Genomic DNA, 18193 nt, shown 5'->3' with positions numbered 1-18193 from the left:
CCGGTTATTAATAGCTCTAACCGGCAGCCTTAATACATAAATAAGATGAGCCAAAGAATCAGAATCAAATTAAAATCTTACGATTACAACTTGGTAGATAAATCTGCTGAGAAAATCGTTAAGACTGTTAAACCTACGGGTGCAGTAGTTAGTGGTCCAATTCCATTGCCTACAGAAAAGAAAATCTTCACTGTTTTGCGTTCTCCACACGTTAACAAAAAAGCACGTGAGCAGTTTCAATTGTGCGCTTACAAACGTTTGTTAGACATTTATAGCTCTAACTCTAAAACGGTTGACGCTTTAATGAAACTTGAACTACCTAGTGGTGTTGAAGTTGAAATCAAAGTTTAACTTTTTAGACGATTAACAAAAAGGCCTTCCGAATTTATTTCGGAAGGCCTTTTTGTTTTATACCCAGGATAGAAAAGGGAAGGATTAATTCCCCTTGTTCTTATACTCATCCAGTTTATTGCGTTCGTCTTGCAATTCTCGGGCTAGTTTCTTCTCTTTATCATTTGCTTTAGTCTTGTAGCTCTGGTATTCCTGAGCAATCTCTTCATATAAAGAACTTCTGTATTTGGCTTCATGAATGAACTTTGCAGAACGCAGGATCACAATGGCTAATGCCGCGGCCAATACGAGGATCAACGTCCAAACGATGGTATTGTATTTACCCTTCGTAAAGGAGATTCCTAAAAAGCTAATTTCATCTAGTTTCGCATTAGAACTGGCCAGGGAATTCTCTGCGCCGGAGATCTGTGCTTTTAGCGCAGCAACTGCTTTTTCCTGTTCTGCAAGTTTAACTTTAACCTCTCTCAACTGTTTGCGGTTTTGATTGATAGAATCCGAAACACTTTTCCAAAATCCGCCTAACCTGGCCGGATTGATTAGTTTGTAACCATTGATGGTTTTTGATTTGGCTAACATGAACTCATATTGTCCTCTTAAACTTGGATCAGCCTTCGTACTGTCTGCTGGTAATTGTGCTTGCGTGTGGAGTTGGAAGAAGAGTACAGCTATAATTGCGAATATCAGTTTTTTCATAAATGAATGGTTTTAAAAATAGTCTTTAGGTAAGGTATATAATTAGTTAAGGATTGTTTGCATTTAAAGTGTGATTGCCGTACAGTAATGGTACTGATCAGCGAAGCCTGTTTAATTTAACATTCATTTAGTAATTTTATTGTGTTCTAAGTATAGATCCTATATTTGCAGCAATGTCGGTATTACTATTTACAATTATAGTTTTAGCAGGTGCTTTTTTAGCTGGATTGGTTGGTTCGCTGACTGGTTTAGGGGGTGGAGTGATCATTATTCCACTACTTACCTTAGCTTTAGGCGTTGATATTCATTACGCGATTGGTGCCTCTATCGTATCTGTAATTGCCACTTCTTCCGGTTCTGCCGCTGCTTATGTAAAGGAGGGGATTACCAATATCCGTATTGGAATGTTCCTGGAAGTAGCGACCACCATTAGTGCGGTAATTGGCGCTGTAGTCACCGTTTATCTGAACCCTGGTTTTATTGCCGTTGTTTTTGGCCTTATTCTGCTATTTTCTGCAGCGATGATGGTGATTAAGAAGGTAGATCGATCAGACAATGATACTTCTGGAAAACTCGCCGTGTTTTTTAAGCTGAATGGGACTTATCCTACAGAAAATGGCCCGAAAAACTATGCGGTTCACCGGGTAGCAGGAGGTTTTGTAATGATGTTTTTTGCAGGGATCATTTCTGGTTTACTGGGGATTGGTTCAGGTGCATTAAAAGTGATCGCGATGGACAACATCATGCGGATACCCTTTAAGGTGTCCACTACGACGAGCAATTTCATGATGGGGGTAACCGCTGCTGCGAGTGCAATCGTGTACTTACACCGCGGTCAGATTGACCCTGGGATTGCGATGCCGGTTACAATAGGGGTGCTGATGGGGGCAACTATAGGTTCAAAAATTCTGGTTCGTACCAATACCGACAAGTTGAAAGTAGTATTTGCGGTGGTGGTGACCTTCCTCGCCCTGCAAATGATTTATAATGGTTTATCAGGAAAGCTATGAGCGGAACAGGAAAAAACTTCTTTGCGGATCGCGATATTCAGGTCATTTTAGGGACTTTGCTCCGAGTGGGTGTGATCGCATCTATGTCTGTAGTACTGGTAGGAGGCTTCCTTTATTTGCGGGCTTATCATGCTGCGCCGATCGATTACCAGACTTTTAACCCAAATAAGTCTGAATTATCTTCTATTGCGTCTGTTTTTGTCGGATTACGAGAACTGGATCCTAAGGCGATCATCCAGTTTGGAACTTTATTATTGATTTTCACCCCTGTTGCAAGGGTCGTTTTCTCGATCTTCAGCTTTCTGATTGAGCGCGATTACCTATATGTTTTGATCGGATCTTTTGTTTTGCTCGTGATCATGTACAGTCTGAGTGACAAGTTGGTTGGATAAAAACTAAATAGCGGTTATTTGAAAAAATAATTAGCTAACTATTTGAAAATTAAGATTTCTTTCGTATTTTTGCCCTCCCTTAAAGGGAATTGTATCCACCTTGAACGAAGCCCTACTGCTTCGATGGGTGTTAAATTAAAAAAGAAAATGTCAGGTATTATTGGAAAAAAAGTAGGAATGACCAGCATATTCGACGCCGATGGAAAGAACATTCCATGTACGGTGATTGAAGCTGGACCTTGTGTTGTTACACAGGTAAAGACCGAAGAGAAAGACGGTTATGTTTCCGTTCAGTTAGGTTTCGACGAAGCCAAAGAAAAGAACACTACCAAGCCTCTTAAAGGCCACTTTGCGAAAGCAAGCACAACCCCAAAACGTAAATTGGTTGAATTCGAACCATTCGCAGAAACTCTTACATTAGGAGACACTGTGACTGTAAGTATTTTCAACGAAGGCGATTTCGTGGATGTTGTTGGTACTTCTAAAGGTAAAGGTTTCCAGGGTGTTGTAAAACGTCATGGTTTCGCTGGTGTTGGTGGACAAACTCACGGACAGCATAACAGAATGCGTGCACCAGGTTCATTGGGTGCTGCTTCTTATCCAGCTCGTGTATTTAAAGGTATGCGTATGGCGGGTAGAATGGGTGGTGACAGAGTAAAAGTTCAGAACTTACAAGTTTTGAAAGTTTATGCTGATCAAAACCTTGTTGTAGTTAGTGGTTCCATTCCAGGAGCTAAGGGTTCTTACGTAATCTTAGATAAGTAAGCAGATGGAAGTTAAAGTATTAAACATTTCAGGAAAAGAGACAGGTGCCAAGGTGCAACTTCCTGAGTCAGTATTTGGCATTACGCCTGTTGACCACGCGATCTATTTAGATGTAAAACAGTATTTGGCTAATCAACGTCAAGGTACTCACAAGTCTAAGCAACGTAATGAAATTGCAGGTTCAACCCGCAAACTTTACAAACAAAAAGGTACTGGTGGTGCTCGTGCCGGAAGTATTAAATCTCCATTGTTTAATGGTGGTGGTCGTGTGTTTGGTCCTCAACCACGTGATTATAGTTTCAAATTGAACAAAAAGTTAAAGCAACTTGCACGTAGATCAGCATTGAGCTACAAAGCAACTGATAACAACGTTGTTGTTTTAGAAGACTTTACTTTTGATTCAATCAAAACTAAAAACTACCTAGATTTAGTTAGCGCATTAAACATCGCTGGCGAAAAGACATTGTTGGTTTTACCTTCACAAAATAACAATATCTATTTATCAAGCAGAAACATTCAGAAAGCGAAAGTAATTACTGCAGATCAGTTGAATACGTATGATGTATTAAACTGTGGCAAACTTTTGTTCACTGCTGATTCTCTTAAAACAATCGAGGAGGCATTTGCCAAGTAATATGGAATTTTTAAAGAAACCAATATTAACCGAAAAAGCTTCTGCATTAACAGAAAAGTCTAATCGCTTTACTTTTAAAGTAGAACACAAAGCAAATAAATTGCAGATTAAGCAAGCCATAGAGAAAATGTACAACGTTAACATTTTAGCCATTAATACAATGGTTGTAAATGGTAAAGTGAAGTCCAGAAACACTAAAGGTGGATTAGTTACGGGTCGTAGCCCAAAATACAAAAAAGCGATTGTAACCCTGGCAGCAGGCGAAACAATTGATTATTACGCGAATATTTAATAAAGTGAATAATTTATAACTATGGGCTTAAGAAAATTTAAACCAGTCACTCCGGGAACCCGCTTTAGAGTAGGTGCCAGCTTTTCGGAGATTACAGCAACCAAGCCCGAAAAATCATTGGTTGTATCTTCTAAGAAATCAGGAGGACGTAACAATACAGGAAAGATGACTATGCGCTACATGGGTGGTGGTCACAAAAAATCTTACCGTTTAATTGACTTTAAACGTGATAAGTTTAACATTCCTGCAACAGTAGCTACTGTTGAATACGATCCAAACCGTACCGCTCGTATTGCATTATTGCATTACGCAGATGGAGAGAAGCGTTACATTATTGCACCGGAAGGATTGCAAGTAGGACAAACAGTAGTTTCGGGTGATACCGCATCTCCAGAAGTTGGAAATGCATTGACACTTTCAAGAATCCCATTGGGATCGATTGTACATAACATTGAAATTCAACCAGGTCGTGGTGCTCAAATGGCACGTAGCGCAGGTGCTTATGCTCAATTAGCAGCACGTGATGGTAAATATGCAACTGTTAAAATGCCATCAGGTGAAGTAAGAGCAATCTTAGTAACTTGTTTAGCAACAATCGGAGCTGTTTCGAACTCGGATCATGCAAATGAAGTATTAGGTAAAGCAGGTCGTAAACGTTGGTTAGGACGTCGTCCTAGAACACGTCCGGTAGCGATGAATCCTGTCGATCACCCAATGGGTGGTGGTGAGGGTCGCTCATCAGGAGGTCAACCTCGTTCAAGAAACGGATTGTATTCGAAAGGATTCAAAACTCGTTCACTTAAAAAATACTCAAATCGTTTCATCATAGAGAAAAGGAAGAAATAATGGCTCGTTCGATAAAAAAAGGACCTTATATTGACCATAACGTAGAGAAGAAAGTAGTATCTATGAATGATTCAGGCAAAAGGTCTGTAATTAAAACTTGGTCTCGCAGATCAATGATTTCACCAGATTTTGTGAATCATACATTTGCAGTGCATAACGGAAATAAATTTATTCCGGTATACGTAACAGAAAACATGGTTGGTCACAAGCTGGGAGAGTTTGCTCCAACCAGAACATTTAGGGGTCACTCTGAAAAGAAAAAATAATTAAGAGATGGAAGCAGTAGCGAAATTAAACAATTGTCCAACCTCACCACGTAAAATGCGTTTGGTTGTAGATCTTATCAGAGGTGAGCGTGTAGAGAAAGCTTTAAGTATTTTAAAGTTTACCAACAAAGAAGCAGCGATTAGAGTTGAGAAACTTTTATTGTCAGCTATCAAAAACTGGGAAACTAAAAATGAAGGTTCTCGCCCTGAAGAAAACCAGTTATACGTGAAAACGATAATGGTAGGCGGTGGTCGTCAATTAAAAAGACTTAGACCAGCACCTCAAGGACGTGGTTACAGAATCCGTAAGCGTTCTAACCATGTAACTTTGGTAGTAGATAGTAAAAACGTTGAAACTCAAACTAATTAACAGAAATGGGACAAAAAGCACATCCAATAGGAAACAGGTTAGGAATCATCAAAGGTTGGGATTCTAACTGGTTCGGTGGCAACAACTATGCTGATAAATTAGTTGAGGACGAAAAAATAAGAAAATACCTTTCTGTACGTATCGCAAAAGGCGGTGTAGCGAAAGTAGTAATCGAGCGTACGTTAAAGCGTATCACGGTAACTATCCACACTGCACGTCCAGGTATTGTGATCGGAAAAGCAGGAGCTGAGGTTGACAAGATCAAAGAAGAGTTGAAGAAATTGACTAAAAAGGAAATTCAAATCAACATTTTTGAGATCAAACGTCCTGAGCTTGATGCACAACTAGTTGCAGAAGGTGTTGCAAAACAATTAGAAGCAAGGATCTCATTCCGTAGAGCAATGAAATCTACTATTGCATCAACGATGCGTATGGGTGCTGAAGGTATCAAAATTATGACTTCTGGTCGTTTAGGTGGTGCTGAGATGGCTCGTAGCGAACAGTATAAAGAAGGAAGAATTCCTTTGCATACTTTCCGTGCTGACATTGACTATGCATTAGCAGAAGCTTTAACTACTTATGGTAAAATAGGTGTTAAAGTATGGATCTGTAAAGGTGAAGTTTACGGTAAACGTGATCTTTCTCCAAACATCGGTTCTGTGAGCAATGCTCCAGGTAAAGGTGGCAGACCAGAAGGTGCTTTCGGTGGTGGAAGAGACAGAGATAACCGTGGCGGTGGCGACAGAAGAAACGACAATAAAGGTCGTGGCGGAAGAGGTCCAGGTCAAGGTGCTCCTGGTGCAGGAAGAGATAATAGAGGCGGAAATACTCCTAACAGAGGTCCTCGTAAATAATTAGTTAACAGATCGTTTAACGATAATATTAGAATAAGATGTTACAGCCAAAAAGAACGAAGTTCAGAAAGATGCAAAAAGGCAGAATGAAGGGTTTAGCAACACGTGGTGCTGAATTATCATTCGGGTCTTTCGGGATCAAATCTTTAGAGTCGACTTGGATTACAAGTCGCCAGATAGAGGCAGCCCGTATTGCGGTAACTCGTTTCATGAAACGTGAAGGCCAGGTGTGGATTAGAATTTTCCCGGACAAACCGGTAACTAAGAAACCAGCTGAAGTTCGTATGGGTAAAGGTAAGGGTGCTCCAGAATACTGGGTTGCCGTTGTTAGACCTGGACGTATTATTTTTGAAGCCGAAGGTGTTCCATTAGCAATTGCTAAAGAAGCCATGAGATTAGCGGCTCAAAAATTGCCGATTCAAACAAAATTTGTAGTACGTAGAGATTACGTAGAAGCATAAAAAAAGTTCTTGGGTTCAATGTTGTAAGTAACTTGTTATTACAACCGCTAGACCCAAGGCATTAAAATTAATAAAATGAAGAACTCAGAAATCACAGGGCTTTCAAAAGAAGAACTAGTAGCCAGGATTGCAGAAGAAACTGAAAATTTAGTAAAGTTGAAATTTGCACATACAATTTCGGCTATCGAGAATCCTACCCGTATTAAAAAGGTAAGAAGAGATATCGCCCGATTAAACACTGAAGTGACGAAGCGCAAATTAGCGGAGTCTGCTACTGAAACAAAATAACTTTAGAGTCGAAATGGAAAGACAATTAAGAAAAACAAGAACCGGGTTGGTAGTAAGCAACAAAATGGATAAGTCTGTTGTTGTAGCGGTTGAACGTAAAGTGAAACACCCGATCTATGGTAAGTTTGTTAAAAAAACTACCAAATTTATGGCTCATGACGAGAAAAACGATTGCGGTATTGGTGATACAGTACTGATCATGGAGACTCGTCCGCTGAGTAAGAATAAGAACTGGAGATTAGTGGAAATTTTAGAAAGAGCTAAATAACATGGTACAACAGGAATCAAGATTAAACGTAGCCGACAATAGCGGCGCTAAAGAAGTATTGGTTATCCGTGTGCTTGGTGGTACTGGAAAGAGATACGCTTCTATTGGTGACAAAATCGTTGTAACCGTTAAAAGCGCGTTGCCTTCTGGTAACATCAAGAAAGGAACAGTTTCTAAAGCAGTAGTTGTAAGAACGAGAAAAGAGATCAGACGTAAAGATGGTTCTTACATCCGTTTCGACGACAATGCAGCAGTATTATTAAATGCACAAGATGAGCCGCGTGGTACACGTATTTTCGGCCCGGTAGCAAGAGAACTGCGTGAAAAACAATTCATGAAAATTGTGTCATTAGCACCGGAGGTATTATAAAATGAAAAATAAAGTAACTACACCAAAGATTAAAATCCGTAAAGGAGATTTAGTAAAGGTAATCGCTGGCGATTCAAGAGGCCAACAAGGCACAGTGCTTTCTGTATTAATTACTAAAAGCAGAATTCTTGTAGAAGGTGTGAACCTTGTATCAAAACATACAAAACCAAATGCTGCTAATCCAAACGGAGGTATCATTAAAAAAGAGGCTGCTCTTCATATTTCTAACGTAGCATTAGTTGATCCTAAAACAGGTGCAACTACTCGCGTTGGCAGAAAGCTTAATGCTGATGGGAAATTAGTTAGGGTTAGTAAAAAATCAGGAGAGGAGATCAAATAATGACTTACGTACCAAGATTAAAAAGTAAATATAAAGAGGAAATCGTAGCTGCACTTAAAGATAAGTTCAACTATAAAAGCGTAATGCAAGTTCCTAAGTTAGAGAAAATCGCGATCAACCAAGGTGTTGGACGTTTCTCTGTAACTGACAAGAAGATCATGGACTCCTCTATTTTAGAGATGAGCACAATCGCTGGTCAGCAAGCAGTAGGCGCTAAGTCTAAAAAAGATATCTCAAACTTTAAATTACGTAAAGGTATGCCAGTAGGTGTACGTGTTACTTTACGTGACAATAACATGTATGAGTTTTTAGACCGTTTAATTTCTGTAGCTTTACCTCGTATCCGTGATTTCAAAGGTATCAATGATAAAGGTTTTGATGGAAAAGGTAACTACACATTAGGAGTTACTGAGCAAATCATCTTCCCAGAGATCAACATCGACAAAATCAGCAAGATTTTAGGTATGGATATTACATTTGTTACTAGTGCATCTACTGATGTTGAAGCATTAGAACTTTTAAAACAATTCGGATTACCATTTAAAAACCAAAATAACACAAATCCATAATGGCAAAAGAAGGTGTAAAAGCTCGCGAAATTAAGCGCCAAAAATTGGTAGCTAAGTATGCTGACAAACGTGCAGAACTTAAAGCTGCTGGTGATTATGAAGGATTAGATAAGTTACCAAAAAACTCATCTGCAGTACGTTTACACAATCGTTGTAAATTAACTGGACGTCCTCGTGGTTACATGCGTACTTTCGGTATATCAAGGGTATTGTTCCGTGATATGGCATTAGCAGGTAAAATCCCTGGAGTAAGGAAAGCAAGCTGGTAAAACAGCTTTCTTTATGCTAAGGGCTCAGACCTGCGGCTAGAAACAAAAAAATTAACCGATGGAAGGTCGTCCCGAATGAAATAGGAAGGAAACCACCGTCACAATTAAATAAAAATGAATACAGATCCAATAGCAGATTACCTTACAAGAGTAAGAAATGCCATCAAGGCAAATCACAGAATTGTAGAAATTCCTGCATCAAATCTTAAAAAAGAAATTACTAAAGTTCTTTTTGACAAAGGTTACATTGCTAACTACAAATTTGAAGATACTACGGTTCAAGGAACAATTAAAATCGCTTTGAAATACAATGCGATCACTAAAATTCCTGCAATCCGTACATTAACCCGTATCAGCAAACCAGGTTTAAGGCAATATGCCGGCGTAGAAAATATGCCAAGAGTATTAAACGGTTTAGGTATCGCCATCTTGTCTACATCTAAAGGTGTAATGACAGATAAAGAAGCAGCCAAACTGAACATTGGTGGCGAAGTTTTGTGTCACGTTTATTAATTAAAGGAGGATAACAAAATGTCAAGAATAGGAAAAGCCCCAATTAATGTACCTTCAGGTGTAACAATTACTGTATCTAACGATAACGTAGTAACTGTTAAAGGACCAAAAGGAGAATTGACTCAAGCAGTTGATTCTGATATCACTGTAAGTCAGGAAGATGGCGTAGTTACTGTAACTCGTCCCTCAGAGCAGAAAAGACACAAAGCTTTACACGGTTTATACCGTTCATTGCTAAACAATATGGTTGTTGGTGTTACAGAAGGATATAAAATTTCTCAGGAATTAGTAGGTGTTGGTTACCGTGCTACAAACACAGGAAACACTTTAGACTTAGTTCTGGGTTATTCTCACCACTATGTATTCCAATTGCCGGAAGAAATTAAAGTAACAACTACCTCGGAAAAAGGTCAGACTCCTAAAATCATTTTAGAAAGTATTGACAAACAATTGATCGGTCAAGTAGCAGCAAAAATCCGCTCGTTACGTACTCCTGAGCCATATAAAGGTAAAGGTATCAAGTTTGTAGGTGAAGTGTTAAGAAGAAAAGCAGGTAAATCAGCTTCTAAAAAATAATCAAAATGGCAGGAAAAAAATTATCTCGTAGAGATCGTATAAAAAAGGGAATCAGAAAAAGATTAACAGGTTCTGAAAGCCGTCCACGTCTATCGGTATATAGAAGCAATAAAGGAATTTATGCTCAAATCATTAACGACGTAACCGGTAATACAATTGTATCAGCTTCGTCTTTATCAAAAGACTTTTCTGGAACTGGAAACAAATCTGAGCAATCAGTAGCTGTTGGTAAATTAGTAGCTGAAAAAGCTATTGCAGCTGGGATTAAAGAAGTAGTTTTCGACAGAAATGGTTATTTGTACCATGGACGTGTTAAATCGTTGGCAGAAGGTGCTCGCGAAGCTGGTTTAGTATTTTAATCTGAAAATAGGTAAGAATGTCAACTATCAATATAAAAAGAGTAAAGACTAGCGAGATCGAATTAAAAGATCGTTTAGTTAGCATACAACGTGTTGCCAAAGTAACCAAAGGTGGACGTACTTTCAGCTTCTCAGCCATCGTGGTTGTTGGAGATGAAAACGGAATCGTAGGTTACGGATTAGGTAAAGCAAAAGAGGTGACTGAAGCGATTGCTAAAGGTATCGATGATGCTAAAAAGAACTTGGTAAAAGTTCCTCTATTAAACGGTACTGTTCCTCATGAGCAAATCGGTAAATTCTCAGGTGGTTTTGTATTAATCAAACCAGCAGCAGTAGGTACAGGTGTTATTGCAGGTGGTGCAATGCGTGCAGTATTAGAGAGTGCCGGTGTACACAACGTATTGGCAAAGTCTAAAGGTTCATCAAATCCTCACAACGTGGTAAAAGCAACAGTAGATGCTTTAACTAAGATGCGTGATGCTTATACCATCGCTCAGCAACGTGGTATTGATTTAAATAAAGTTTTTAACGGATAATATTATGGCTAAGATCAAAATAACCCAGGTAAAAAGCATTATCGATAGAAGCGAACGCCAAAAAAGAACGATGAAAGCATTAGGTTTAACTAAAATGAACCAAAGTGTAGAAGTGGAAGCTAACGCTGCCATCATCGGAATGGTGAGAAAAGTGAATCACTTAGTTGCTATAGAGAGTATATAAATTTTTAAAGGTTGTAAATGTGGTTTATATAATTACATTTGCAACCTTTAAATATGTTTAACCGTTGTCCCTGATTAGTGAAAGCGAAGGGCAACATAAGTTTCAAAAAATGAACTTAAGTAATCTGAAACCTGCAAAAGGTTCTACAAAGAATGTTAAGAGAATTGGTCGTGGTACCGGTTCTGGACGTGGCGGAACATCGACACGTGGTCACAAAGGTGCTGGATCTCGTTCTGGTCACAAAACCAAAATCGGTTTTGAAGGTGGTCAAATGCCATTGCAACGTCGCGTACCTAAGGTTGGTTTCAAACCTATTAACCGCGTAGAGTACGTAAGTGTAAACTTAGACGTAATTCAAGCATTAGCTGAGAAATTTAATCTAACTACAATTGATTTTGCTACATTGCAAGACCATGGTTTAGCTCACAAAAATGACCTGGTAAAAGTACTAGGCCGTGGTGAAGTTAAATCTAAGTTAGAAGTTAAAGCTCATGCTTTTTCTGCTACCGCACAACAAGCTATTGAGGCTGTTGGAGGCTCAATCGAAAAATTGTAATTAATTGTAATTAATGAAGAAGCTGTTTACTACTTTAAGTAATATTTGGAAAATTCAAGAATTGAAAGAGCGTATTGTATTTACGCTCATGATTCTTTTGGTTTATAGATTTGTATCTCATGTGGTGCTACCAGGTGTTGACGCAACTCTTTTAGGCAATAATGAAAAGTCTGGTCTTTTAGGTCTCTTGGATATGTTTGCCGGAGGTTCGTTTTCACGGGTATCTATCCTTGCCTTGGGTGTTATGCCTTATATTTCTGCCTCAATTGTAGTTCAGCTATTAGGTATTGCTGTTCCTTCATTCCAGAAAATGCAAAAGGAGGGTGAAAGTGGCAGGAAGAAACTAAATCAGATTACGCGTTATCTAACCGTAGCCATTACTGCTGTTCAGGCCGTTGGTTATGTTAAAACACAAGTTCCTGTTGAAGCAATCGTTATTGATCATGCTTTGTTCTATGTAATGGCAACATTCGTGTTGGCTGCTGGTACATTGTTTGTGATGTGGTTGGGTGAGAAAATCACCGATAAAGGTATTGGAAATGGTATTTCACTAATCATTATGGTTGGTATTATTGCCAGATTGCCAATTGCTTTATACCAGGAGATCACTTCTAGGTTCGTTGGGGACGGTGGCTTAATCGCTCTTGTTCTTGAAATTGTGGCTTTATTTGCAGTAGTGATGTTTACCATCATGATTGTTCAGGGTGTACGTAAAGTACCGGTTCAATATGCAAAAAGGATAGTTGGTAACAGACAGTTTGGTGGGGTAAGACAGTACATTCCTTTAAAAGTGAATGCTGCCGGTGTAATGCCGATTATCTTTGCTCAAGCATTGATGTTTATCCCTGGATTCATTCCTCAGTTCTTTCCTTCTTTACAGAACACCTGGTTGATTCAGTTCAGTGACTATACTTCATTAGCGTATAGCTTAACTTTTGGATTTTTAATTATTGCATTCACATTCTTTTATACTGCAATTACCGTTAACCCTACTCAAATGTCGGACGACATGAAGAAGAACGGTGGATTCATTCCTGGTATCAAACCAGGTCTGGCTACCTCAAGCTTCATAGATGATGTAATTTCGAAGATCACCTTCCCAGGTGCAGTTTTCTTAGCCATCATTGCTGTACTTCCTTCAGTAGCCGTTAAATTCGGTATCAAGTCAGAATTTGCCCATTTCTATGGCGGAACTTCTTTGTTGATCCTGGTAGGTGTGGTATTAGATACATTGCAACAAATTGAAAGTTATTTGTTAATGCGTCATTATGATGGTTTAATGAAAACAGGTAGAGTTACCGGTCGCACAGGAATTCCTGCTGCAACAACTGGTAGCAACGCAGTGATCTAAAATATAGTATGTCTAAGATCTATTACAAATCTCCAGAGGAGATCGAGTTAATAAGAGAGAGTTCTTTACTTGTATCTAAAACTTTAGCTGAAGTAGCTAAGGTGATTGGTCCGGGCATTACTACAAAAAAATTGAATGACCTGGCTGAAACGTTTATTAAAGATCATGGAGCAATTCCTGCTTTTTTAAACTATAACGGCTTCCCGTATTCACTATGTATTTCGCCAAATGAGCAGGTTGTTCATGGCTTTCCTGGTGAATATGTGATACAGGAGGGAGACTTGATCTCTGTCGACTGTGGGGTCATTCTAAATAGATACTTTGGTGATTCAGCTTATACTTTCTCCATTGGGGAAATAGACCCAGAAAAACAGAAGTTAGTAGAGGTGACTAAAGAATGTTTAAGACTTGCCATAGAGAAGGCTGTCGTAGGATCAAGGATCGGAGATGTAGGCTATGCTGTACAGGCGCATGCGGAGGCGAATGGATTTGGTGTAGTGAAGGAATTAGTAGGTCACGGAGTCGGAGTTCAATTGCATGAAAAACCTGAGGTACCAAATTATGGTAAACGCGGGATTGGAATTAAATTGGAAGAAGGAATGGTGATCGCTATAGAGCCTATGATCAATGCAGGTACAGCAGGAGTTAAGTTCTGGTCAGACGGCTGGACAGTAACCAGTAAGGACAATAGGCCATCCGCTCATTTTGAGCATACGGTGGCAGTTAAAAAGGGTAAAGCAGACGTTTTATCGACTTTTTCAGTTATTGAAGAAGTTTTAAATAAAAAAAAGTAATTTATTAAATTTTTTTATTTAATTTTGCAACCCTGTTTAGTAGCAGCTAATTAAGTAAATATCAATATTATATGGCTAAACAAGCCTCAATTGAACAAGACGGTGTAATAAGAGAAGCACTATCCAATGCCATGTTCCGAGTGGAACTAGAGAATGGTCATGAGATAATAGCTCATATTTCGGGTAAAATGAGGATGCACTACATCAAAATTTTACCTGGAGACAAAGTCAAATTAGAGATGTCGCCTTACGATTTATCAAAAGGCAGGATTACTTATAGATATAAATAAAATGAAAGTTAGGTCATCAATTAAAAAACGTAGCGCTGATTGCAAGATTATTCGTCGTAAAGGTAAACTTTTCGTGATTAACAAGAAAAATCCAAAATATAAGCAACGTCAAGGTTAAGAAATTATTGATTGTGATGAAGATTGAATGTACAGGATACTCAATCTCGTTCATTCAGTTAATCAAACATTTAGTACAAATATGGCAAGGATATCAGGTATTGATTTACCAAGAAACAAAAGAGGCGAAATTGGTCTAACGTACATCTTCGGAGTAGGTAGATCAACTGCTCAACGTATTTTAACGGAAGCAGGTATCGATTTTAACAAGAAAGTACAGGATTGGTCTGACGATGAGTTATCGGCTATCCGTACCATCATCAACGACGGCGTAAAAGTAGAAGGTGCTTTACGTTCAGAAGTTCAGTTGAACATTAAACGTTTAATGGATATCGGTTGTTACCGTGGATTACGTCACAGAAAAGGTTTGCCGGTACGTGGACAACGTACTAAGAACAACTCTCGTACACGTAAAGGCAAGAGAAAAACAGTTGCTAACAAGAAAAAAGCTACTAAATAAAATTAGTACTGAATAAGAATTATGGCTAAGAGTAAAAAAGTTACCAAAAAGCGTATTGTTGTAATTGAGCCTGTTGGTCAGGCGCACATCAATGCTACTTTTAACAATATCATTGTTACTTTAACAAATAACAACGGTCAAACTATTTCATGGTCTTCTGCAGGTAAAATGGGATTCAAGGGTTCTAAAAAGAACACTCCTTATGCAGCAGGTCAAGCAGCATCTGATTGCGGTAAAGTAGCATTTGACTTAGGTCTTCGTAAAGTAGAAGTTTTTGTTAAAGGTCCAGGTTCAGGTCGTGAGTCAGCAATTAGAACATTGCAGATTTCAGGTATCGAAGTAACCTCTATCAAAGATATCACTCCGCTTCCGCACAACGGATGTCGTCCTCCTAAAAAGAGAAGAGTATAATAATTAATTTTAAAGCTAAGAGTCTGTAGCTTAAGGCTACACGATACTTTAAACAAAAAACAATGGCAAGATATACAGGACCAAAGTCCAAAATCGCCCGTAAATTCAGAGAGCCAATTTTCGGCCCTGATAAGGTATTAGATAGAAAAAATTATCCTCCTGGACAGCACGGTGCTTCCAAAAGAAGAGGAAAACAATCCGAGTACGCAGTACAGTTAATGGAAAAACAGAAAGTTAAATATACTTATGGTGTATTAGAACGTCAGTTCCGTAACTTATTCACCAAAGCATCTTCTCGTGAAGGTATCACAGGTGATAACTTATTGCAATTATTAGAAGCTCGTTTAGATAACACAGTATACAGATTAGGTATTGCTACAACACGTTCAGCTGCCCGTCAGTTAGTTAGCCATAAACACGTAACAGTTAACGGTGAAGTAGTAAATATTCCTTCATATCAATTAAAAGCTGGTGATGTTGTTGCAGTTCGCGAAAAGTCTAAGACTTTAGAAGCGATTACTAATTCAGTAGCAGGCAGAGTAATCAATAAATTCAATTGGTTAGACTGGAATGCAAGTGAATTGTCAGGTAAGTTCTTAACTTATCCTAACCGTGATGAGATCCCAGAAAATATCAAAGAGAACCTTATAATAGAGTTATACTCTAAGTAATATATTTAGTGAATTGCCTTCTGGGCAATTCACTTTATTTCATTACATAATTTTAATAACGATCTAAAAACATTATAAATGGCAATTTTAGCATTTCAGAAACCCGATAAGGTAATCATGCAGAAATCAACAGATTTCGATGGTATATTTGAATTTCGTCCTTTAGAGCCCGGTTTCGGTGTAACAATTGGTAACGCCCTAAGAAGAATTTTACTTTCTTCTTTAGAAGGTTATGCCATTACAAGTATTCGTTTTTCTGGCGTATCTCACGAGTTTTCTACAATGAAAGGTGTTGTAGAAGATTTGACGGAAATCATCCTTAACTTGAAACAAGTACGTTTTAAGAAAGTTGGTGATTCTGGTGATTCTGAAAAAGTTTTCATTTTAGTAAACGGGCAAGATCAGTTTACCGCTGGAGATATTACAAAATTCTCTAACAACTTCGAGGTTCTTAACCCTGATTTCGTTATTTGTAACATGGAAAAAACAGTGACTTTAGAGGTAGAATTAACTATCAATAAAGGACGCGGTTATGTTCCAGCTGAAGAAAATAAAATCAATGATGCTGTAGTTGGTGTAATCGCAATCGATTCGATTTTTACCCCAATGAAAAATGTAAAATACTCGATTGAAAATTATCGTGTTGAACAAAAGACAGATTATGAAAAATTAATATTAGATATCTCTACAGATGGATCCATCCATCCTGAAGAAGCACTAAAAGAAGCTGCGAAAATTTTAATCCAGCACTTTATGTTGTTCTCTGATGAGAATTTAGTATTAGAATCTCAAGCTAAAGAAGAAACTAAAGAAGTAGATGAGGAAATTTTACATATGCGTAAAATCCTTAAAACTGAATTGGTTGATTTAGATCTTTCTGTACGTGCATTAAACTGCCTTAAAGCAGCTGACATCCGTACTTTAGCTGACCTGGTTTCTTATGATGTTGCTGACATGTTAAAATTCAGAAACTTCGGTAAAAAATCACTAACTGAGATTCAGGAATTGGTGAAATCTAAAAGCTTATCTTTCGGTATGAACTTATCGAAATTCAAACTTGACGAAGAGTAATCAATACTACCCTTAAATAACAATATTGTTAATCGTGTATAATTCCCTCAGATAAACATCAAAGAGACGGTATACACTGAATAAAATCAAAATGAGACACGGTAAAAAAAATAACCACTTAGGAAGAACAGATTCACATCGTAAAGCGATGTTGGCTAACATGGCTTCATCGTTAATTAAGCACAAAAGAATTCAAACTACTTTAGCTAAAGCAAAAGCTTTGCGTATGTATGTTGAGCCTCTTTTGACTAAATCTAAAACTGATACTACGCACTCACGTCGTATTGTTTTCAGTTATTTACAAGATAAAGAAATCGTTACTGAATTGTTCCGTGATGTTGCAGCTAAAATTGCAAACCGTCCAGGTGGTTACACAAGGATCATTAAATTAAACAATCGTCTAGGTGATAACGCTGAGATGGCTTTAATCGAATTGGTTGATTACAATGAAGTTTACGGTAAAGAAGTGGAATCTGCTGAGAAGAAAACTACACGTCGTGGTAGAACTAAAGCTAAGAAAGCTGATGATACTACAGTTGCAGCTGCTCCAGTTACTGAAGAAGCTCCAGTTGAAACTAAAACTGAAGATAAAGGCGAATAATTTATTCCCTCATCATTATAAGGAAAACCCTGTCCGTTTCGGATGGGGTTTTTTCTTTATATAAGCATTTCTAATTGCCCTGGTCTTGGTTGGCTTTCATAATGTTTTAAGATATTCCAGCGACTGCCGTCGTGCTTTAACAAACTGAAATGATTGACTACAAATTCCGCATGAAAGCTTTCATTTTTATAATAGGCTAATATCTCTTGGTAAAGAACAGAACTGACATCTCTGTAAGCAATAGTCAGGTGTGGGATTAAGCTTCCAAATGAATCCTTACTAAATGCTTCTGTATACACTTTTATTTGTTTGTATAAATTATCAAGCTCTTTGTTTTTTATTCCTGCTATATAAACGGCCTTCGCATTTTGAAAACCAGAAAAATTATCTAATTGCTGGACGAATGGTTTGAAATTTCTAGCTCCGGAAAGGCTATTGATTAATTGCTCTTCATAGCTTTCTTCCAGGCTTCTGATAAATTGGAGGGTAATGTGGACTGGAGGTCTTAACGCTTTATAGACTTTGAACTTCTGAGAACACGCTCTTCTGATTTGATCGATTGCCTCAGTCAGCGCCGATGGTGGAAGAATGGCAATTAAATAACGCTGTTTCATAAAGCTAATTTACTATTCCTTTTTCAAAAGGGTATCTTTGCATCGTAATCC

The 18193-nt window shown here is 38.2% G+C and carries 34 protein-coding genes; 32 read left to right on the top strand and 2 right to left on the bottom strand.

What is annotated here, in order from left to right:
* Positions 1-45 precede the first annotated feature (45 nt).
* A complete protein-coding gene (gene rpsJ, locus AQ505_RS23655; RefSeq protein ID WP_008244591.1) occupies positions 46-351 on the top strand; it encodes a 30S ribosomal protein S10 in 306 nt (101 codons plus the stop codon).
* A gap of 84 nt (positions 352-435) precedes the next feature.
* Here the strand turns inward: rpsJ and AQ505_RS23650 are convergent, their stop codons facing one another.
* A complete protein-coding gene (locus AQ505_RS23650) occupies positions 436-1044 on the bottom strand; it encodes a hypothetical protein (protein WP_062550442.1) in 609 nt (202 codons plus the stop codon).
* Between the two features lie 173 nt (positions 1045-1217).
* Here AQ505_RS23650 and AQ505_RS23645 point away from each other — a divergent pair, with 173 nt between their 5' ends.
* The 31 genes from AQ505_RS23645 (at position 1218) to rplQ (ending at position 17528) form a co-directional block, all read left to right on the top strand.
* Positions 1218-2054, top strand: a complete 837-nt coding sequence (locus tag AQ505_RS23645; RefSeq protein WP_062550441.1) for a sulfite exporter TauE/SafE family protein — start codon at positions 1218-1220, stop codon at positions 2052-2054.
* Positions 2051-2446: a DUF1634 domain-containing protein gene (locus AQ505_RS23640; RefSeq protein ID WP_062550440.1), complete on the top strand. Its 396-nt coding sequence runs from the start codon at positions 2051-2053 to the stop codon at positions 2444-2446. Before AQ505_RS23645 ends, AQ505_RS23640 begins: the two co-directional genes overlap by 4 nt.
* A gap of 147 nt (positions 2447-2593) precedes the next feature.
* Positions 2594-3211: a 50S ribosomal protein L3 gene (gene rplC, locus AQ505_RS23635; RefSeq protein WP_062551182.1), complete on the top strand. Its 618-nt coding sequence runs from the start codon at positions 2594-2596 to the stop codon at positions 3209-3211.
* Between the two features lie 4 nt (positions 3212-3215).
* A complete protein-coding gene (rplD, locus tag AQ505_RS23630) occupies positions 3216-3845 on the top strand; it encodes a 50S ribosomal protein L4 (RefSeq protein ID WP_062550439.1) in 630 nt (209 codons plus the stop codon).
* 1 nt (position 3846) lies between these two features.
* Entirely contained in the window at positions 3847-4137 is a 291-nt protein-coding gene (gene rplW, locus AQ505_RS23625) for a 50S ribosomal protein L23 (protein WP_062550438.1), read from the top strand.
* A gap of 21 nt (positions 4138-4158) precedes the next feature.
* Positions 4159-4983 carry a 50S ribosomal protein L2 gene (gene rplB, locus AQ505_RS23620; protein ID WP_062550437.1) on the top strand — a complete coding sequence of 275 codons (825 nt, stop codon included), beginning with the start codon at positions 4159-4161 and terminating at the stop codon, positions 4981-4983.
* Entirely contained in the window at positions 4983-5249 is a 267-nt protein-coding gene (gene rpsS / locus AQ505_RS23615; protein WP_062550436.1) for a 30S ribosomal protein S19, read from the top strand. Before rplB ends, rpsS begins: the two co-directional genes overlap by 1 nt.
* A gap of 7 nt (positions 5250-5256) precedes the next feature.
* Positions 5257-5619 (top strand): 50S ribosomal protein L22, encoded by a 363-nt coding sequence (rplV, locus tag AQ505_RS23610; protein WP_062550435.1) that lies wholly within the window; start codon positions 5257-5259, stop codon positions 5617-5619.
* A gap of 5 nt (positions 5620-5624) precedes the next feature.
* On the top strand, positions 5625-6473 hold the full coding sequence (gene rpsC / locus AQ505_RS23605) for a 30S ribosomal protein S3 (RefSeq protein WP_062550434.1): 849 nt from the start codon (positions 5625-5627) through the stop codon (positions 6471-6473).
* A gap of 38 nt (positions 6474-6511) precedes the next feature.
* Positions 6512-6934, top strand: a complete 423-nt coding sequence (gene rplP, locus AQ505_RS23600; RefSeq protein WP_062550433.1) for a 50S ribosomal protein L16 — start codon at positions 6512-6514, stop codon at positions 6932-6934.
* Between the two features lie 75 nt (positions 6935-7009).
* Positions 7010-7222, top strand: a complete 213-nt coding sequence (gene rpmC, locus AQ505_RS23595) for a 50S ribosomal protein L29 (protein ID WP_062550432.1) — start codon at positions 7010-7012, stop codon at positions 7220-7222.
* Between the two features lie 13 nt (positions 7223-7235).
* Complete coding sequence (gene rpsQ / locus AQ505_RS23590; RefSeq protein ID WP_037442595.1) at positions 7236-7490, top strand: 30S ribosomal protein S17; 255 nt, start codon at positions 7236-7238, stop codon at positions 7488-7490.
* Between the two features lies 1 nt (position 7491).
* Positions 7492-7860, top strand: a complete 369-nt coding sequence (gene rplN, locus AQ505_RS23585; RefSeq protein WP_062550431.1) for a 50S ribosomal protein L14 — start codon at positions 7492-7494, stop codon at positions 7858-7860.
* A 1-nt stretch (position 7861) separates the two neighbouring features.
* Positions 7862-8200 carry a 50S ribosomal protein L24 gene (gene rplX / locus AQ505_RS23580; RefSeq protein ID WP_062550430.1) on the top strand — a complete coding sequence of 113 codons (339 nt, stop codon included), beginning with the start codon at positions 7862-7864 and terminating at the stop codon, positions 8198-8200.
* Positions 8200-8769 carry a 50S ribosomal protein L5 gene (gene rplE, locus AQ505_RS23575; protein WP_062550429.1) on the top strand — a complete coding sequence of 190 codons (570 nt, stop codon included), beginning with the start codon at positions 8200-8202 and terminating at the stop codon, positions 8767-8769. Before rplX ends, rplE begins: the two co-directional genes overlap by 1 nt.
* A complete protein-coding gene (rpsN, locus tag AQ505_RS23570) occupies positions 8769-9038 on the top strand; it encodes a 30S ribosomal protein S14 (RefSeq protein WP_055130472.1) in 270 nt (89 codons plus the stop codon). The genes rplE and rpsN overlap by 1 nt, the downstream gene beginning before the upstream one ends.
* A gap of 114 nt (positions 9039-9152) precedes the next feature.
* On the top strand, positions 9153-9551 hold the full coding sequence (rpsH, locus tag AQ505_RS23565) for a 30S ribosomal protein S8 (protein WP_062550428.1): 399 nt from the start codon (positions 9153-9155) through the stop codon (positions 9549-9551).
* Positions 9552-9569: 18 nt separating this feature from the next.
* Positions 9570-10127, top strand: coding sequence for a 50S ribosomal protein L6 (rplF, locus tag AQ505_RS23560; protein WP_062550427.1), 558 nt, complete (start codon positions 9570-9572; stop codon positions 10125-10127).
* Positions 10128-10132: 5 nt separating this feature from the next.
* Positions 10133-10486, top strand: a complete 354-nt coding sequence (rplR, locus tag AQ505_RS23555) for a 50S ribosomal protein L18 (RefSeq protein ID WP_062550426.1) — start codon at positions 10133-10135, stop codon at positions 10484-10486.
* A gap of 17 nt (positions 10487-10503) precedes the next feature.
* A complete protein-coding gene (rpsE, locus tag AQ505_RS23550) occupies positions 10504-11022 on the top strand; it encodes a 30S ribosomal protein S5 (protein WP_062550425.1) in 519 nt (172 codons plus the stop codon).
* A 4-nt stretch (positions 11023-11026) separates the two neighbouring features.
* Positions 11027-11206: a 50S ribosomal protein L30 gene (gene rpmD / locus AQ505_RS23545; protein WP_062550424.1), complete on the top strand. Its 180-nt coding sequence runs from the start codon at positions 11027-11029 to the stop codon at positions 11204-11206.
* A 109-nt stretch (positions 11207-11315) separates the two neighbouring features.
* Positions 11316-11762, top strand: a complete 447-nt coding sequence (gene rplO / locus AQ505_RS23540) for a 50S ribosomal protein L15 (protein WP_062551181.1) — start codon at positions 11316-11318, stop codon at positions 11760-11762.
* Between the two features lie 13 nt (positions 11763-11775).
* Entirely contained in the window at positions 11776-13113 is a 1338-nt protein-coding gene (secY, locus tag AQ505_RS23535; RefSeq protein WP_062550423.1) for a preprotein translocase subunit SecY, read from the top strand.
* An 8-nt stretch (positions 13114-13121) separates the two neighbouring features.
* On the top strand, positions 13122-13907 hold the full coding sequence (gene map / locus AQ505_RS23530; protein ID WP_062550422.1) for a type I methionyl aminopeptidase: 786 nt from the start codon (positions 13122-13124) through the stop codon (positions 13905-13907).
* Between the two features lie 71 nt (positions 13908-13978).
* Positions 13979-14197 carry a translation initiation factor IF-1 gene (gene infA / locus AQ505_RS23525; RefSeq protein ID WP_008244555.1) on the top strand — a complete coding sequence of 73 codons (219 nt, stop codon included), beginning with the start codon at positions 13979-13981 and terminating at the stop codon, positions 14195-14197.
* Between the two features lies 1 nt (position 14198).
* Positions 14199-14315 (top strand): 50S ribosomal protein L36, encoded by a 117-nt coding sequence (gene rpmJ, locus AQ505_RS26260; RefSeq protein ID WP_073232286.1) that lies wholly within the window; start codon positions 14199-14201, stop codon positions 14313-14315.
* An 81-nt stretch (positions 14316-14396) separates the two neighbouring features.
* The gene (gene rpsM, locus AQ505_RS23520; RefSeq protein ID WP_062550421.1) at positions 14397-14774 is read left to right on the top strand and encodes a 30S ribosomal protein S13; all 378 of its coding nucleotides are present in this window, start codon (positions 14397-14399) and stop codon (positions 14772-14774) included.
* A 21-nt stretch (positions 14775-14795) separates the two neighbouring features.
* Positions 14796-15185, top strand: a complete 390-nt coding sequence (gene rpsK / locus AQ505_RS23515; protein WP_041878538.1) for a 30S ribosomal protein S11 — start codon at positions 14796-14798, stop codon at positions 15183-15185.
* 62 nt (positions 15186-15247) lie between these two features.
* A complete protein-coding gene (rpsD, locus tag AQ505_RS23510) occupies positions 15248-15856 on the top strand; it encodes a 30S ribosomal protein S4 (RefSeq protein ID WP_062550420.1) in 609 nt (202 codons plus the stop codon).
* 78 nt (positions 15857-15934) lie between these two features.
* Complete coding sequence (locus tag AQ505_RS23505; protein WP_062550419.1) at positions 15935-16927, top strand: DNA-directed RNA polymerase subunit alpha; 993 nt, start codon at positions 15935-15937, stop codon at positions 16925-16927.
* Between the two features lie 91 nt (positions 16928-17018).
* The gene (gene rplQ / locus AQ505_RS23500) at positions 17019-17528 is read left to right on the top strand and encodes a 50S ribosomal protein L17 (protein ID WP_062550418.1); all 510 of its coding nucleotides are present in this window, start codon (positions 17019-17021) and stop codon (positions 17526-17528) included.
* A gap of 56 nt (positions 17529-17584) precedes the next feature.
* Here rplQ and AQ505_RS23495 read toward each other — a convergent pair whose 3' ends face one another.
* Positions 17585-18142: a 2'-5' RNA ligase family protein gene (locus AQ505_RS23495; RefSeq protein WP_062550417.1), complete on the bottom strand. Its 558-nt coding sequence runs from the start codon at positions 18140-18142 to the stop codon at positions 17585-17587.
* Positions 18143-18193: the final 51 nt, after the last annotated feature.

It is taken from the genome of Pedobacter sp. PACM 27299 (genome assembly GCF_001412655.1).
Taxonomy (GTDB): Bacteria; Bacteroidota; Bacteroidia; order Sphingobacteriales; family Sphingobacteriaceae; genus Pedobacter.
This window is presented reverse-complemented; position numbering and strand designations above follow the sequence as displayed.